The organism is Lachnospiraceae bacterium oral taxon 500, from assembly GCA_002999035.1.
Taxonomy (GTDB): Bacteria; Bacillota; Clostridia; order Lachnospirales; family Vallitaleaceae; genus W11650.
The window spans coordinates 1,239,845-1,256,169 of sequence record CP027241.1 but is presented as its reverse complement, the minus strand read 5'-3'; the positions used below and the strand labels follow the sequence as shown (position 1 = coordinate 1,256,169).

The following is a 16,325-nucleotide window of genomic DNA, read 5'->3' as shown; positions in this document are numbered from 1 at the left end:
CCGCTTAGCAGAATGCCTAGCGAAAAAGGCAAAGCCTTTTTTGCGAATTGACATAGCTAAACGTTAAAAAAAGACTATTCCGGCAAGTTGAGAAACCAAGTAAAAAGAGCAGATTATTTTCAGCTGAAACCAGCTTTTTAACTAATCTGCTCTTTTATTATTTAATCTACTCGGCCGCTTTCTTTTTGCCGGCGGAGCGGGGCTTTTTCGCCGGCGCCAAAACCGCCAAGGCAAAAACTTCCTCCGCCGATTCGACATAATGAATCGTCAAACCCTTAACTATCTCACTGTCCAATTCGCCGACATTGGCCTTGTTAGCTGCCGGGACGATGATTTCCTTAATCCCGGCCCGCTTAGCCGCCAAAATCTTTTCCTTCAGGCCGCCGATAGCCAGCACCCGGCCACGCAGCGTAATCTCACCGGTCATGGCAATATCATTGCGCACCGCCCGGCCGGTCAGAGCCGACAGCATCGCCGTCGCCATGGTAATTCCGGCTGATGGGCCGTCCTTGGGCACCGCCCCCTCCGGAATGTGGATATGAAAATCCTTGGTCTTATAAAAATCCGGCGGCAGCTGATGCTGATCGGTTGTACTGCGCAGATAACTCATGGCCGTGCTGGCCGATTCCTTCATCACATCACCTAAACGGCCGGTCAACTTAAAGTCGCCCTTGCCGCCGACTACCGCCACTTCAATCGACAGGGTATCGCCGCCGGCTTCCGTCCAGGCCAGACCGCGAACCACGCCGATTTGCGGGCTGGCCGCCATTTTATCATAATGATAGCTGGGAATCCCCAAATAATGCTCCAAATTATTTTCCTTGACCGTCGCCCGGGTTTTGCCGGTCAGCAGGCTTTCCTTGACGGCCTTGCGGCAGATATCGCCAAGCTTGCGTTCCAGACCACGAACACCGGCTTCTCTGGTGTAGCCGGAAATAATCTCGCGCAGGGCATTATCACTGATGGTCAGTTCTTTTTCGGTTATACCGTTCTTTTTCATCTGCTTTTTCAGCAAATACCGTCTGGCAATATGCAACTTTTCATTGAGCGAATAGGAACTGACCTCAATAATCTCCAGCCGATCCATCAACGGCCGGGGAATGGTTGACAAAGTATTGGCCGTAGCAATAAACAAAACCTCCGACAAATCGACCGGCACTTCAAAATAGTGATCCCGAAAGCTCTTATTCTGCTCGCCGTCGAGAACCTCAAGCAAAGCGGCAGCGGGATTGCCCCGAAAATCCGAACTGGTCTTGTCTATTTCGTCTAAGAGAATGAGCGGATTGACCGTCCCCGCCTGTTTCATCGCCGTCACAATCCGGCCCGGCATGGAACCGATATAGGTCTTGCGATGCCCGCGAATTTCCGCTTCATCGCGGACGCCGCCTAAAGAAATGCGGACATACTTGCGGTTCATTGCCTTGGCAATGGAGCAGACCACCGATGTCTTGCCCGTACCGGGCGGGCCAACCAAACAGAGAATCGGACTGCCCTCGCCTTTGGAGCGCTGGCGCACTGCCAAATGTTCCAAAATCCGTTCCTTGACTTTTTCCAGACCATAATGATCTTCGTTTAAAATCGTTTCTGCTTTTTTCAGGTCATTCGATTCCTTGGTTCGCTTGTTCCACGGATATTCCAACACTTCATCCAAATAATTGCGGGCAGTCGCCGCATCCGGCGAAGCCAAACGCATTTTGGACAGGCGTTTTAATTCCAGCGTCAGTTTATCCCGAACCTCAGCCGGCGCTTTCAGCTTTTGAATCTGCCGGCGGTACTCCTTAATCTCATCTTCTTCGTCGTCTTCCTCGCCGAGCTCTTCCTGAATTGCTTTCAGCTGCGCCCGCAGCACATAATTGCGCTGATTTTTATCCAGCGAGCGTTTCACTTCCTCGCCTAACTTCCGCTGCAGCTTAATGATCTCAATTTCGGTCAGCAGTATTTGGCTGATTTTTTTAATCCGCTCTTCTTCGTCCGGTTCCTCTAAAATCTCCTGTTTTTTCTCCATTGGCCGCAGCAAATAAGCGGCAATCCCGTCCGCCAGATCACCCAGCGTATCGGCTGCCAGCACCCGCTCCGCCAACTGCCTGTCAATCTTACCGGCCAGTTCAACGTAATCCGCCACCGCCTCCTGAATTTGACGAACATAGGCCTCTTTTTCTTCCGGGCTGACCTCCGCCGCAAGCTCCGGCAGGTATTCCACCTTTGCCCGGTAAAAATTATCCGTCAGCTCATACGCTTCCATCCGCCCCCGCGCCAGACCCTCAACTACCACCGACAGGCTGTTTTTCGGCAGTCTGACGATTTGCTTGATCCGGGCAATTGTGCCGACAGTATAAAGGTCCTCGTCTAAATCCGGCTCATCTTTCAGCCAGTTTTTCTGCGTCAGCAAAAAGACCAGCTGGTCTTCGGCCATGGCGCGCTCGACCGCCGTGACCGAAAACTCGTGCTTAATATCGATATGGAGAAGACTTTTGGGTAAAATAACCAGGCCCTTTAAAATCAACAAGGGCATCTCTTTCTTATTTTCCATGGCGCCTCCTGTCAGGCAAGATCCTGGCTTGAGTCGACAACCTTTTTCTTTTTGGGGAAAGAGGGCTTTTTAATTGCCTGAACATTGCGGATTACCTCCGGTTTTCCGCCGGAAACCGCCGCCTCCGTGATAATCACCTTGCTGATCTCCGGGTCAGAGGGAATCTCATACATAATATCCAGCATCAATTTTTCAATAATCGCCCGCAGCCCTCTGGCACCGGTTTTGCCGTGAATTGCCTTTTTCGCAATCGCTTTCAGCGCCGCTTCCTCAAACTCAAGCTCCACTCCGTCAATCGCCAAAAGACTTTGGTACTGCTTAACCAATGCGTTTTTCGGCTCCGTTAAAATCCGGATCAGCGCCTCTTCATCCAGGTTATCCAGACTGACCACCACCGGCACCCGGCCGACAAACTCCGGAATCAGGCCGTAGCGGATTAAATCCTCGGGGCTTACTTTCCTGAGTGTATCTCCCAGGGATTCCTCCTGTTTGCCTGTCACTTTCGCGCCGAAACCAATGCCGTTTTTGCCGCTTCTTTTCTCAATGATTTTTTCCAAACCGTCAAATGCACCGGCGATAATAAACAAAATATTGGCGGTATTGACCTGAATAAACTCCTGATGCGGATGCTTGCGCCCGCCCTGCGGCGGCACATTGGCAATCGTTCCCTCTAAGATTTTCAGCAGTGCCTGCTGTACGCCTTCGCCGCTGACATCTCTGGTAATGGAGGGGTTTTCCGATTTTTTCGTGATTTTATCGATTTCATCAATATAAATGATGCCCAGTTCCGCTTTCTCCACATCAAAATCAACCGTCTGCAGCAGCCGGAGCAGAATATTTTCCACATCTTCGCCAACATAACCGGCCTCGGTCAGCGATGTTGCGTCGGCAATGGCAAAGGGTACGTTTAATACTCTGGCCAGCGACTGCGCCAGCAAAGTCTTGCCCGAACCGGTCGGCCCTAAGAGGAGAATATTGGATTTTTGAATCTCAACTTCGTCATCATCACCGGCATTCACCCGTTTATAGTGATTGTAAACCGCTACCGCCAGAGTTTTTTTGGCTTCTTCCTGACCAATCACATACTGATCCAGAAACTCCTTAATTTCCCCCGGCTTAGGAATATTGGTCAAATCAATTTCATGCGCCTGCCCTAACTCCTCGGCGACAATCTCTCCGCACAGACCGATACATTCATCACAAATATAAGCGTTCGGCCCGGCAATCATTTTTCTGACCTGATCCTGCGTCTTATTGCAAAACGAGCAGCGAATCTGCTGCCTTTTTTCATCTGTTTGCTTCGTCAAATTTATCACCTTTCTTCTTTCTGCTTATTTCTTTTCTATTATTTTATCCACGATCCCATAGGCAACCGCTTCGTCGGCATTCATAAAATGATCGCGCTCGGTGTCTCTTTCAATCACTTCCAGCGGCTGACCGGTATTTTCGCTTAAAAGCTGATTGAGCCGCCGCCGCATTTCAATAATCCGGTCCGCCTGAATCTTGATATCGGTGGCCTGTCCCTGCGAACCGCCCGACGGCTGGTGAATCATGACCTCGGCATTGGGCAGAATCATCCGCTTGCCCTTGGCACCGCCAGCTAAGAGGAAAGCGCCCATACTGGCCGCCATGCCGATGCAAATCGTCGATACATCGGACTTAATGTACTGCATGGTATCATAAATCGCCATACCGGCGGTAATCACACCACCCGGGCTGTTGATGTACAAATAAATATCTTTTTCCGGGTCTTCCGATTCCAGGAATAAGAGCTGGGCGACGACCAGACTGGCCGTCACATCATTGACTTCTTCACCCAAAAAAATAATGCGCTCCTTCAGCAGCCGGGAATAAATATCATAAGAACGCTCACCGCGTCCGGTTTGTTCGATAACATAAGGTACTAAACTCATATTGCTTCACTCCTTTTCTTTTGTTAACAGCTTCGCTTTCCCCGGTCGAAGCGCTGCGCACTTCTGCCGGGCGGCAATCTGGATGGACTCACCTGAAAGTTAGGCCGATAGGTTGCGGAAAGCGGCTGTCCCCTATGTTTAAAGGTCCGCCGCTTCTCCGCCGTCTTTTATTTAATTTTATGATGGAAAGATCAAAAGTATAAAACTCCGTTGCCGGGCTTCCCTGCCAAAGAATTTATCCTCTTTTTTATCATGCCGCAACTGCCTTTGACCCCGGGATACTATCCGTGTGCCAATTAAATAAACTTAGCTGCTTCGGTCACCACCGCCAGCGCTTTCCGGTTCAAGATCGTTTCTTTGACTTCTTCTTCCGGTACATATTCTTTAATCTTATCAATCTCCATGTTGTAGTTTTCCGCCATCTGTTGATATTCCTTTTCGATATCTTCGGCGGCTGCTTCCAATTTCTCGGCCTTTATGACTTCTGCCAAAGCAAGCCGGCCTTTAATGCCCTTGACAGCGCTTTCCTTCATGCTGTCCTGCAAAGCTGACATCGTTTGACCGGTGAACTGCATATATTGCTCCAGGGAAAAGCCCTGCGCCCGCATCCGGTTTTCCATATTATAAATTTGATTTTCCACTTCCAAATCGACCATAGGCGCCGGCAGCTCCACTTCCAGTCTTTCCACTAAAGCATCCATGACCTGATGCTCCAGCTCATGCTCAGCCTTATGTTCCTTTTCGTGAAGCAGCTCTTTTTTAATATCTTCCTTGTACTCCGCCAAAGTGTCAAAGTCCGACACATCCTGTGCCAGCTCATCATCCAACTCCGGCAGTTCCTTTTCGGTAATGGCATGGAGCTTAACAGCAAAAACCGCAGCTTTTCCGGCCAGTTCTTCCGCATGGTACTTTTCCGGGAAAGTTACCTGCACGTCAAATTCATCGCCGATATTCTTGCCGATAATCTGATCCTCAAAGCCAGGGATAAACTGACCGGAACCGATGGTCAGCTTGTGATTCTGATCGGTGCCGCCCTCAAACGCTACACCGTCAACCGAACCGGCATAATCAATGGTGACGGTATCACCGGTCTTAACCGGACGGTCATCCACATCAATAATCCGAGCGTTTTGCTCTCTGACTTCCTGCAGTTTTTTATCAATCTCTTCCTCGCTGACGCTGATCTCTTCTTTTTTCAGTTCAATTCCTTTATAGTCTTTTAAAACCGCTTCGGGCTTAATCGCTACTTCGGCGGTAAAGATGAACTCCTCGCCTTCTTTGGCCTTGACGATGTCAATACTCGGACGGGAAACGATATCCAGTTCCACCTCAGCCAATGCCTTTTCATAGGCCGGCTGCATTACCTCATTGGCCGCATCATCGTAAAACACCTCAGCCCCATACGCCTGCTCAATCAGCTTGCGCGGTGCTTTGCCCTTCCGGAAGCCGGGCAGATTGATTTTACTTCTATTTTTTAAATACGCCGTTTCAATCGCCTTTTTAAAGGTAGCGGCGTCTACTTCCATTGTAATTTTAACCATACTTTTTCCCAAATGTTCAACCTTTGCGCTCATTTCTTTTCTCCTTCTTACTTTTGTTTTACAGTTCAGACAAGCGGACAGCTATGTGAGGACTTAGCGGAAACAAATGCCGCCGGTCTTTCCTGCCACTCTGTATTCACGCTCTTATCGGCAACAGTATATCACACTTTGGGGAAAATGGAAAGAGATTTTATTTTATTTGTCGGTCAGCCGCTGAATATGGACAGCCAGATAAGCTACTTCTTCATTACTGATAAAGATGTCATTTTCTTTGACCAGCAGCGTCCTGACTTTTTCGGCACAGGCCAATGCCTGCGGGTAAGCCGCCCGTATCTGCCGGTAAAGAAAATCATCCTTTGAATCCAGCATCTTGCCGGTGAAAAAGCGCTGTGCAAAATACTGCAAATGCGCAATAAAGCGGGCATAATGAATGCTTTCTTTATCCGGTTGGTACTTCATGGTATAAGCCACCAGCATGACAATCCGGCCAATCAATCTGGCGTCACGCATGGCATCGCCCTGGCTGTCCTCATTTTGCGCATTGATAATATGAAAGGCAATATTGGCTGCCTCTTCTTCCGGCAGCCGGCTGCCCAGTTTTTCCCGAATTATTTCCAAGGCATACCGGCCAATCGCGTATTCTTTTTGGTAGAAGGTTTTCATTTCCCAAAATACCCGATTGGTAATAATGATTCCCTGTTTTTCCCGCTGTACCGCAAAATGCAGATGATCGGTCAGCGTCAAATAAATATGCGGATTGAGCGCCGCATTTAATTGCTGCTGCGCATAGGTCACGATTTCCTGAGTCAATTCCGGATAAATCGCCGGCACCTCAGCCAAAAGCTGGAGCATATTTTGCCTGTCAGCCGGAATAAAAGGAACAAACAGCTGACTGTTTTCCAGCACTTCAATCGCTTCTCCGGGCTTACGGCCATAACCAACGCCTTTTTGCAGCAGGATTTGTTCCTGTCCGTCCTGCGTAGTTACCAACACAACACTGGAATTCAGTACCTTTTTAATGGTCAGCAAACTGTCCGCTCCTCCTTTCACAATTTACAGCTTACAGTTCAGGCCGGCAGATAATCCGGATTGATCCGCCCGGAAAGCTTGTCTGAACTGTAAACTTTTCTGTTATAACCCTGTCAAGTCCTTACTTCAACTCATATCCGCACCATTGGTGGCAATAACCTTTTGATACCAATAAAAGCTATCTTTTTTCGAGCGTTTTAAAGTTCCGTTGCCCAAATCATCCTGATCAACATAAATGAAGCCATAACGTTTGCTCATCTGACTGGTTGACGCAGAGATAATGTCAATCGGCGCCCAACTGGTATAACCCATCAATTCTACTCCCTCGTCAATCGCCTTTTCCATCTGGAGAAAATGCTGACGAAAATAATCCACCCGGTACGGGTCATGGATAGAGCCGTCCGGCTCAACAGTATCATGTGAGCCAATCCCATTTTCAACAATAAACAGCGGCAGCCGGTAACGGTCATACAATTCAATCAGTGCAATCCGCATACCGACCGGATCAACCTGCCACCCCCACTCACTGCTGCCCAAATATGGGTTCTTAACACCCAAAACGGTGTTGCCCGGCGTCCGCGGCGCATCCGGATCCACCGATTCCGTCATGCTGTTATAATAGCTGAAAGACAGAAAATCTACCGTTCCCTGCGCCAGTATTTCCAAATCTCCCGGCTCCATCAGAATCTTAATTCCCCGCTTTTCCAAGTCCCGCAAAATCATGCGCGGATATTCCCCAAAAATCTGCACATCAGAATAAAACATATTCTCCAGATTTTTTTTCTGGGTAGCGGCCACATCCTCCGGCTTACAGGTGTAAGGATACGTCATCAGTTTCGTCAGCATCGTGCCGATCATGGCACCCGGAATCATTTCCCGCATCAAAACCGCCGCTTTGGCTGCCGCCACAAACTGATGATGCAGCGCCTGATAGCAGCAGGCGGCTTCTCCCTTTTCCCCGCACAAATCGGGCACAATACCGGCCGTAATAAAAGGATGGCGATGAATGCTGTCAATTTCATTAAAGGTCAGCCAATATTTAACATATTTGCCGTAATGTGCAAAACAGGTCTTGGCATAGCGCAGGAACATATCCACCACTCGGCGGTCGGTCCAACCGTTATATTTTAAGCTGAGCGCCAGCGGCATCTCGTAATGATGCAGCGTAACCAGCGGTTCAATTCCCAGCTTTTTCATTTCCGCAAACAGACTGTCATAAAAAGCCAGCCCTTTTTCATTCGGCTCGGATTCTTCGCCGGTCGGAAATAGCCTCGTCCAGGCAATGGAAACGCGCAGAACCTTAAAGCCCATCTCAGCGAACAAAGCCAAATCTTCTTTATAATGATGATAAAAATCAATTCCCCGGCGCTTAGGATAATAAGTGTCATCCGTATCGGCCATTGCCTCGTGAATATGCTGACTGGACATCGCTACATGCGCCTTGTAATTTTTAACATCGACATTCGGCTTGTAAGTGGCCACGTCAGCCACGCTCCAGCCCTTACCGTCCACATTCCACGCGCCTTCCGCCTGATTGGCAGCCAGCGCTCCGCCCCACAGAAAGCCTTGCGGAAAACTCATACCGACACCTCCTTAGAAACATTCATAATGACAGCGCCCACTTCAACCGGGCCGGGCTTCCCTTTTTCAATTTGAAAACCGGCATGATTGGTGACCACAATCGGTGTAACAACATCATATCCGGCCTGCCGAATCTTGTCAATATCAAACTCCATCAGGAGCTGTCCGGCTTTTACCCGGTCGCCGCTTTTGACTTTGGCTTCATAATATTTACCTTCCAGCTTAACCGTATCGATGCCGACATGGAGCAGAACCTCCGCACCATTGTCGCAGGTCATGGCAATAGCATGCTTATATTCAAAAACCGTTTCAATCACCCCGTCCGCCGGGGCGTAAAGCTCACCCTTGTCCGGAATAATGGCAACGCCTTCTCCCAAAATCTTAGCGGAAAAGACCGCGTCCGGAACTTCGGTGATATCAACCATTTTACCGGTCAGCGGTGCTTGGAAGATTTCATCGTTATGTTGTTCTGCCGGCGCCTTAACAGCTGCCGCAGCTTCATCTTTATATAACAGGAAGGTGGCAATAAAAGAAGCAGCCAGCGCAATGCCGAATCCGGCAAAGGCCCAAATAATATTCATCCCATTCTCCGGATCAACATACATCGCCATGCCGGCCAGACCCGGTCCCATGGCCACAAAGGCTTTTACGCCCATCATGCCGATAAAGGAGCCGCTGACAAAGCTGCCGATCATCACGCCGTAAAGCGCTTTTTTATGCTGTAAAGTAACGGAATAAATGGCCGGTTCGGTGATACCAAAAATAGCCGAGACGCCGCTGGAAAAAGCAGCCGAGCGCAGTTCCGCGTTTTTCGTCTTGCAGGCAACCGCCAAAGCCGCTCCGCCCTCGGAAATATTATGCGCCAAAGACGCACCCATATACAAAATCTCATATCCTAAATCGCCCAATGTTGCCAGCAAATAAGGGATAAACGCCTTATGCGCACCAACGGAAATCATCAGCGGTAAAATTGCCGCCACCAGGCCAACCGCCAGCCAGCCGACATATTTGTATAAAGTAAGGATTACCGCCGTCAGCCCTTTACCAAAGGTCAGACCAATCGGTCCCAATAACAAAAGCGTCAGCGGAAATACCACCGCAAAGCATACCATCGGCACAAAGAACACCCGAATGGGTTTGGGCGTAATCCTGGTTACATATTTTTCAATAAAATAGAGCGCCGCCACTGCCAAAATCGCCGGAAATACCTGATAGGCGTAATTGACATTTTGAATCTTCAACCCAAACAAAACAGCCGGAGTTTCGGCGCCGATTAAAGCAGCCGTTTTCGGCAGAAGCAGTGCTCCCACCGCCGCCACCGCTGTCAGTTTATTGCAGCCGATCTTGGTCGCCATGGTGACCGCTACCAGCACCGGCAAGAAGTACAGCGGCGCATCGGCTACATTCATCAGCACCTGATATAACACACTGCTGCTGTTCATCACTCCGATTAAGGACAGCAACGCCAAAAACGCTTTTAGAATACCGCCGCCGGCAATCGCCGGAACCAGCGGCTGAAATACGCCGACCATAAAGTCCAACACCATCGGTCCGATATTTTTCTTGCCGCCGGCGACCGGGGCAGATGTACTACCGCCAAACTTGGCAATCTTTTTGATTTCATCAAAAACTTCAATCACATCATTGCCAATGACTACCTGGCACTGGTTCCCGCTGGCAACCACGCCCATCACTCCGGAAATTCCCTTTAATCCGGCCTGATCAACCTTACTCAAATCGGCAACCGAAAAACGCAGCCGGGTCGAACAATGTTCAAAATGAGTTACATTCGATTCACCACCGATTAATTTTACGACGGCTTTAGCGATAGATGAATAATCTTTTGCCATAAGAATAACTCCTTTCCATGTTTTTCCTGTTGTTCATTTTTTGTTATCCTGATCGGCCAAAAAAGGAAACAAAAAAAGATCGCACCTGAAATAGCTGTCCAAAACTCCCCCAAAAGCGGGCTATATTTTAGCTATTATCAAGTCGATCCTGCCTGCATTACCAGTGACATGTCTTCCAGATGTTTATAAGATAACACAGAAAAAAGTATTTTACAATATACGTTATACCCAAAATAAGGTTTTATATTTTATGCAGTATTACTATGTATGCCGCCAAGCGCCAGTGTTTTAGTCGGCCTCACCCCGCATACCACCGCCACAGGCTTTCCCCGTAAAGATAAGCCAAAAAAATACCTGCACCCAAAAATACGCCAAAAGGCAGCGGCGTATCACGCCGAATTCGGCCGGCAGCCATGAGCGCCAGCCCAATGACAGTTCCCAGAATCGACCCAATCGCCAGCGCCAAAAAAATATTGCGCAGCCCCAAGCTCAATCCGGCCAGCGCCATCAGCTTAATATCGCCGCCGCCCAGCTGGCCGCCGGTTAAAATGGCAATCCCTAAGAGCAGACCGCCCATCAGAACAAAAGCCAGCAGCGGATTCAAAATTTGCCGGCTGAGCAGCAGCCGGACAATGCCCAAAATCAAAAAATACAGCTGCACAGAACCGGGAATCTCATATCTTTGCAGATCAATCCCGGCCATAACTGTCACTCCCAGCAACAGCAGAAAGCCATACAGCAGCTCAATTCGGCTGCCGCCCAGCCCTCCGGCAGCGAACTGCCGCAGCAAAAGCCCGCTGCCCGCCAGCAAAACCAAAAGATAATACCATTTTTTCATCTGTTTCCGTCCCTTTCAAGGCAAGCCGCTTATAAAAAAAGATATTTCCAAACCCTGCCGCTGCGGCGCAAAGCTCATTCGCTCTGTCCCCGCGGCATTTGGTTCAAAAATATCCTTACTCTTGATGCAGCGTCAAAAGAAACTTCTTTTGCCGGAAAGCTCCGCCCGGATTTTCACACTTTTAACACTGGCATCATTTGATTTCTACCGATAAAGCGCTTCCCACTTTTCGACCTCGGCATCGGTCGCCGACACGAAATGCCCCGGTGTCAGTTCTCGCCAGGTGGGCTGCTCCTTGGAATAATCATGTTCCTTTTCCGGCACATAAGCCGTCCGCCGGCGCGTTCTTTCGCTAATCGGATCCGGCAGCGGAATAGCCGATAACAGTGATCTGGTATAGGGATGCAGCGGCTTCTTAAAGAGCTGCTCGGAGGTAGCCAGTTCGACAATCTTACCCCGATACATAACCCCAATCCGGTTGCTGATGTATTTAACCATCGACAGATCATGGGCAATGAACAAATACGTCAGCCCGTGCGCTTCCTTCAGCTCGTTCATCAAATTGACCACCTGCGCCTGAATCGACACGTCCAGCGCCGAAATCGGCTCATCGGCAATGATCATTTCCGGGTCAACCGCCATGGCCCGGGCAATTCCAATCCGCTGTCTTTGTCCGCCCGAAAACTCATGCGGATAGCGCTCAATATGCTGTTCATCCAAGCCCACCAGCTTCATCATCCGAATCACCTGCTCACGCCGGTCATTCTTGTCCTTAGCCAGCTTATGAATATCCAGCCCCTCGGCAACAATATCGATTACCTTCATCCGCGGATTTAAGCAGGCCATCGGATCTTGGAAAATCATCTGCATATTCCGGTTGACATAGGCAATATCCTGTTTGGAAATCCGGCCGCTGATCAAACGGTTTTTCATATAAACCTCGCCGCCGGTCGGGCGGTACAGCCGAATCATGGTTCGTCCGGTCGTAGATTTGCCGGAGCCGGACTCGCCGACTAAACCGAAGGTTTCACCTTTATTGATATGAAAGCTGACATCATCAACTGCTTTGACGATCTTGCCCTGTCCCATTTTAAAATACTGCTTCAGGTTCTTGACTTCGACCAGCACTTCTTCGGAAACTGCCGGCTTATTTGGGGTGTTTTTCGTATTTTCCATTTATCTCACCTCCTTCAGTCTTTCCCGCCGCCTCACGATAATCTCCGGCGGCTCGACCTGCGGCGCTCTTTCGTCCAAAAGCCAGGTCGCCGCATAGTGCGTATTGGTGATTTTAAATAATGGGGGCTGTTCCTCAAAATCAATCTCCATCGCATATTCACTCCGCAAAGCAAAGGCATCGCCCTTCGGCGGCTGCACCAGGTTCGGGGGTGTCCCCGGAATCGCATACAGCTTGCCCTGCGTATCCAAATCCGGCATCGACGCAATCAGTCCCCAGGTATAGGGGTGACGCGGGTCATAAAAGACCTCATCGGCCGTTCCGATTTCAACCAGCCGGCCGGCATACATAACCGCCACCCGGTCTGCCACATTGGCGACCACACCTAAGTCATGGGTAATAAAGATAACGGATGCACCGATCTTTTTCTGTAAATCCTTCATTAAATCCAAAATCTGTGCCTGAATCGTCACGTCCAGCGCCGTCGTCGGCTCATCGGCAATCAAAATCTTCGGCTCACAGGCCAGCGCAATCGCAATGACAATCCGCTGACGCATACCGCCGGAAAATTGATGCGGGTATTGATTCATTCTTTCCTTCGGGTCGCTAATGCCGACCAGTTCAATCAATTTGATGGCCTTTTCATAAGCTTCCGCTTTGGATGTTTTTTGATGCAGACGGATAACCTCCATAATCTGCTGACCAATCTTCATTGTCGGATCCAATGAAGTCATCGGGTCCTGAAAAACCATGGCAATCCGGTTGCCGCGAATACTGTGCAGGTCTTTCTCAGCCATAGCGGCAATATTCTTGCCGTCAAAGAGGATTTCCCCGCCTTTATAATAACCATTGGCGGAAAGCAGCCCCATGATCGCCTTGACCGTTACCGATTTGCCCGAGCCGGACTCACCCACGATCGCCAGCGTCTCACCCTGATACAAATCAAAGGAAACATCGCGTACCGCCTTGACTTCACCGGAAAAGCTGCGGAAATTAACTTCCAAATTTTTAACTTCTAATATTTTATTTGGCATTTTCTTTCCCTCCTCCTATCGCATTCTCGGATCCAGCGCATCACGCAGGCCATTGGCCAAAAGATTGATCGACAGCATTAAAATCGACATGATCACAGCCGGAATCAGCAGCATGCTCGGCCGGCTCTGCAGCGCCTTATAGCCCTCGTTGACCAAGACGCCCAGCGACGACATCGGAATCGGTAAACCCAGACCGATAAAGGTCAAAAACGCTTCATAAAAAATCGCACCCGGAATGGAAAAGGTCGCCATAACTGTCAGCTGACCGATAATATTCGGGAATAAATGCTTGGCCATCAGTCGCGCCTTACCCGCACCCAGGGTTCTGGATGCCAAAATAAACTCCTGATCACGCAGCTTTAAAATTTGCGCGCGCACCACTCTGGCTACCCCAATCCAGCCGGATAAGCTCATGGCAAAGACCAAAATAATAAAACGAATCACCTCGTAACTTAGTCCGCCAGTAACGGTATTTAAGAACAGGGAAATCTTTTTTTCAATACTGATCATAATAATCATCAATACCAGCGCCGGAATACTGCCCCAGATTTCGGCAAAGCGCATCATCACAGTATCAACCGCCGTGCCGCCGTAAAAGCCGGCAATTGTTCCGTAAATAATGCCCAGCACAAAGTCGATGACCATTGAAATCAAGGCGATAATCAGCGAAATCCGAACGCCAATCCACAGCCGCGTCCAAATGTCCAAAGCCAGCCGGTCGGTACCAAACCAAAAATAAAGGTTCTTCACATTTTTAATCGCATACTCATCCGAAAGGATGGTGACCATTTCCACACCCTTGTCGTCCACCGAAGCCGATACGAATTCAAAGGTATCGGGCTTGAAACGGCTGTACGGGCTAATCATATCAACCAGCGGAATCTCCACCTCTTTTTTGGTGCCTAGATCCAGCAAGGTCACATACTTCTCCCCGTCCTTAACCTGCATGCTTTTAATATTGACTTCATAGGGATGATAGGCAATGCCCAGCTCTTTGATCAATTTTTTCCGGTTCTGCGGCTTTTTCAGTTCTTTAAATTCATCGGTCGCCGGCAGCTCGCCAACAAAAATATCCCATGAACTGCGCTCTAATTTAATCACACCGTTAAAAATGCCCAGCTTTTCCAGATAGGGAATGCGCGGCGGCAGAAAGGCAATATCCACCTTGCTGATTTCCTTGCCGTCCTCATCTAGAAGAATCGGCGCAGAGTGATAGGTATAACGGCTGCCGTCTGCATTGCGGAAGGCAAAAACCGACGGTGCCAACGTGGCAAATACCGCCAAAATAACAATAACCCACAGCCCCGCCATCGCCATCTTATTTTCCCGGAGCCGCCGCCAAGCATCCTGCCAGAAGGTCATGCTTTTGGTCACTAACTTTTCTCTTTCCTCGCTATGCCCCTGCGTCAGAACAAATAAATCTGCTTGGTTCGGCTGCGATGTCTTTTTTTCCATATTTTCCATTTTAATTCTCTCCTTTCAGCCGAATCCGCGGGTCGATTACGCCATAGAGCAAATCAACCGCCAAAATAACAACAACATACATCAGGCTGTAAAAAGAGTTTACGCCTAAAATCAGGAAATAATCGTTCTGATAAACAGCGTTGAGCAGCAGCCGGGACAGCCCCGGTACGCCGAAAAACATTTCAATTACTAAGGAACCGGTCAACAGACCAATCGCCATCGGCCCGACAATGGTAACCACCGGAATCAAGGCATTGCGCAGGGCATGGCGCATGATAACCTGCGATTTATTCAGACCCTTAGCCCGAGCCAGCAAAATATAATCACTGTTTAACACTTCCACCAACTCCGCCCGCATATAGCGCATGGTCGCCGAAATGACATACAGCGACAGCGAAAAAGCCGGCAGAATCATGGAGCGGAAAGTATCCCAAGCCGTGATCCCCTTGATCGGATCCGGCTCCTGAAAGAGAAACGGAAACCAGGCGAGCTTAAACACAAAATAATACTGTAAAAAAGCCGCCAGTACAAAGGACGGGATAGACACCCCGATGACCGCCAAAATCGTAACCACATGATCCCAAAACGAATTCCGGTAAATCGCCGCCAGCGCCCCCAGCAAGATTCCGACCACAATCCCGAAAACCAAAGCCAACAGGCCGATCTTAATAGTATTCGGCAGTTTATCGGCAATCAGGCCGGACACTTCCTTGTTTTGCAGCTTAAAGGAAACACCCAAATCTCCCTTGGCCAGACCCTGCAAATATTTTAAATACTGCTTCATCGGCGGTTCATTCAGGCCGAACTTTTTCTTCATCATTTCAATTTGAACCGGCGTAATCTTGCCGTTATCAAAAGGACTGCCGTCGATCAGCTGCAACAAGAAAAAGTTCAGGGTAATGACCACGAACATCGTTACAAAGATCAGCACAATCCTTTCAATGATATAGCGTAACATGTTTTTTTCCAAACCTCCATTCTTATGTTATAGGTTTTCCCATCCGCCGGAACTGTTTTCTCTTCCTTAGGACAATACCTTATCTCCCGTTTTAGCCCCATTCCCGGTCAAAAGCTTTTCTTTTCAGGCCGATACCGTAAAGAGAAAAGCATTTGCTAAAATCACTGCAATCAAAACCTTATTGCGTCTTTTTGGTATGGTACAATACCCTTGTGCCATACCAAAAAAGACACAAGAAGCACTACCGTTTCCGCTTGCCATTCGTAATTCTTCGAAATAAAAACACGCTTTATAAAAATGATTTCGCCGAATTACTCCTGTTGCCTTTCCGTTTGCCTGAACTGTAGTCAAAAAACACAATTTAGGCAGAGCAAGGCTCTGCCTAAATTAGCTGACATCATCAGATTTTTAGC

12 protein-coding genes are annotated in these 16,325 nt (G+C 48.9%); all 12 read right to left on the bottom strand.

Annotated elements, in window-relative coordinates; all coding sequences use genetic code 11:
* Positions 1–166 precede the first annotated feature (166 nt).
* On the bottom strand, positions 167–2,530 hold the full coding sequence (gene lon, locus C3V36_05800; protein AVM68789.1) for an endopeptidase La: 2,364 nt from the start codon (positions 2,528–2,530) through the stop codon (positions 167–169).
* A gap of 11 nt (positions 2,531–2,541) precedes the next feature.
* The gene (locus C3V36_05795; GenBank protein AVM70455.1) at positions 2,542–3,837 is read right to left on the bottom strand and encodes an ATP-dependent Clp protease ATP-binding subunit ClpX; all 1,296 of its coding nucleotides are present in this window, start codon (positions 3,835–3,837) and stop codon (positions 2,542–2,544) included.
* Between the two features lie 24 nt (positions 3,838–3,861).
* Entirely contained in the window at positions 3,862–4,443 is a 582-nt protein-coding gene (clpP, locus tag C3V36_05790; GenBank protein ID AVM68788.1) for an ATP-dependent Clp endopeptidase, proteolytic subunit ClpP, read from the bottom strand.
* 296 nt (positions 4,444–4,739) lie between these two features.
* Positions 4,740–6,017 (bottom strand): trigger factor, encoded by a 1,278-nt coding sequence (locus tag C3V36_05785; GenBank protein ID AVM68787.1) that lies wholly within the window; start codon positions 6,015–6,017, stop codon positions 4,740–4,742.
* 162 nt (positions 6,018–6,179) lie between these two features.
* Positions 6,180–7,013, bottom strand: a complete 834-nt coding sequence (locus C3V36_05780) for a transcription antiterminator BglG (GenBank protein AVM68786.1) — start codon at positions 7,011–7,013, stop codon at positions 6,180–6,182.
* 126 nt (positions 7,014–7,139) lie between these two features.
* Positions 7,140–8,594, bottom strand: a complete 1,455-nt coding sequence (locus tag C3V36_05775; protein AVM68785.1) for a beta-glucosidase — start codon at positions 8,592–8,594, stop codon at positions 7,140–7,142.
* Positions 8,591–10,444 carry a PTS beta-glucoside transporter subunit EIIBCA gene (locus tag C3V36_05770; GenBank protein AVM68784.1) on the bottom strand — a complete coding sequence of 618 codons (1,854 nt, stop codon included), beginning with the start codon at positions 10,442–10,444 and terminating at the stop codon, positions 8,591–8,593. The genes C3V36_05775 and C3V36_05770 overlap by 4 nt, the downstream gene beginning before the upstream one ends.
* 298 nt (positions 10,445–10,742) lie before the next feature.
* Positions 10,743–11,282, bottom strand: coding sequence for a hypothetical protein (locus tag C3V36_05765; GenBank protein AVM68783.1), 540 nt, complete (start codon positions 11,280–11,282; stop codon positions 10,743–10,745).
* Between the two features lie 204 nt (positions 11,283–11,486).
* The gene (locus tag C3V36_05760; protein ID AVM68782.1) at positions 11,487–12,458 is read right to left on the bottom strand and encodes a peptide ABC transporter ATP-binding protein; all 972 of its coding nucleotides are present in this window, start codon (positions 12,456–12,458) and stop codon (positions 11,487–11,489) included.
* A complete protein-coding gene (locus C3V36_05755; GenBank protein ID AVM68781.1) occupies positions 12,459–13,490 on the bottom strand; it encodes a peptide ABC transporter ATP-binding protein in 1,032 nt (343 codons plus the stop codon).
* A gap of 15 nt (positions 13,491–13,505) precedes the next feature.
* Entirely contained in the window at positions 13,506–14,945 is a 1,440-nt protein-coding gene (locus C3V36_05750; GenBank protein AVM70454.1) for an ABC transporter permease, read from the bottom strand.
* 10 nt (positions 14,946–14,955) lie between these two features.
* Entirely contained in the window at positions 14,956–15,912 is a 957-nt protein-coding gene (locus C3V36_05745) for a peptide ABC transporter permease (GenBank protein AVM68780.1), read from the bottom strand.
* Positions 15,913–16,325 lie beyond the last annotated feature (413 nt).

Coding starts and splice junctions, on each gene's coding strand:
- clpP (AVM68788.1), bottom strand. CDS start 4,443: ATGAGTTTAGTACCTTATGTTATCGAACAAACCGGACGCGGTGAGCGT.
- C3V36_05775 (AVM68785.1), bottom strand. CDS start 8,594: ATGAGTTTTCCGCAAGGCTTTCTGTGGGGCGGAGCGCTGGCTGCCAAT.
- C3V36_05755 (AVM68781.1), bottom strand. CDS start 13,490: ATGCCAAATAAAATATTAGAAGTTAAAAATTTGGAAGTTAATTTCCGC.
- C3V36_05770 (AVM68784.1), bottom strand. CDS start 10,444: ATGGCAAAAGATTATTCATCTATCGCTAAAGCCGTCGTAAAATTAATC.
- C3V36_05765 (AVM68783.1), bottom strand. CDS start 11,282: ATGAAAAAATGGTATTATCTTTTGGTTTTGCTGGCGGGCAGCGGGCTT.
- C3V36_05785 (AVM68787.1), bottom strand. CDS start 6,017: ATGAGCGCAAAGGTTGAACATTTGGGAAAAAGTATGGTTAAAATTACA.
- C3V36_05750 (AVM70454.1), bottom strand. CDS start 14,945: ATGGAAAAAAAGACATCGCAGCCGAACCAAGCAGATTTATTTGTTCTG.
- C3V36_05760 (AVM68782.1), bottom strand. CDS start 12,458: ATGGAAAATACGAAAAACACCCCAAATAAGCCGGCAGTTTCCGAAGAA.
- C3V36_05745 (AVM68780.1), bottom strand. CDS start 15,912: ATGTTACGCTATATCATTGAAAGGATTGTGCTGATCTTTGTAACGATG.
- lon (AVM68789.1), bottom strand. CDS start 2,530: ATGGAAAATAAGAAAGAGATGCCCTTGTTGATTTTAAAGGGCCTGGTT.